Annotated in this window: 1 pseudogene; it reads left to right on the top strand. The window is 54.7% G+C overall.

Features of this window, described 5'->3' with window-relative positions:
* Positions 1 to 772: pseudogene (locus ACTJKF_RS31385) on the top strand (virulence factor); the annotation flags it as partial.

Below are 772 nucleotides of genomic sequence, written 5' to 3'. Positions count from 1 at the left end.
GCTCATCGCCACCGTGCTCATGGCCACGCTGATGGCGCACGTAGAACAACCCGACCCGGCACATTTGGAGATAGGTGATTGGATGAAACGATTCTTTGTTGTACCTGGCTTGGCTGCGCTCATGGCGTTTCTCTTCACCACGGCCATGGTGCGTTCGCCACAAGCCGCACCAGTCAAAGATCCTGCGGCGAAGGTAGCACCAGCAGCCGAGGATCAGGCAAAGCCATTCGTCGCGCAAGTCGTCGGCCTGATCTGGTTGAATCCGCTGCAGCGCATGGATTATCCGACCGAATGGCAATTGTTGTGGACGCAAGGTCTGGTTGCACCGAACCAGAATGATGACATGGTGCGCACGAAGCCTGAAAAATATTCGTCGCTTCGATCCATCGGAGCATTGGTTTACGGTAACGAAGGCGAAGAAACGTTCAAGGGCTTCCATCACAAGTACGCGCGAAAGTTTCTCGTGTTGATGCGTTCACGCTACTTCTCGAACGACAAGTATTTCTACACCGTGAAATCTGAAAGCTCGAAAGATTGGCGCGAGCTTGCCGGAATGCGTATCGAGTTTGCGTTACCTCCGAGACTTGATCCGATCGAAGCGAAGACGTACTTGACCAATGAGTTTGTCGAATGCTTCGAGATCGGCCCTCCGTCACCCAAGACACTTTGGAGCCGCGACGTGCCTCCCGACGTGCAAATCACCCAAGGCGCTGCAAACGCCGGCTTCACGTCGCTGAACAAGGCATTGGACTACCTGCAGGCAAACCCCGAC

Origin of the sequence: Burkholderia sp. 22313 (genome assembly GCF_052045245.1) — a bacterium.
In the GTDB taxonomy this organism is placed as follows: Bacteria; Pseudomonadota; Gammaproteobacteria; order Burkholderiales; family Burkholderiaceae; genus Burkholderia.
The sequence above is the reverse complement of the archived record's forward strand: the minus strand, read 5'-3'. Positions and strand labels throughout refer to the sequence as shown.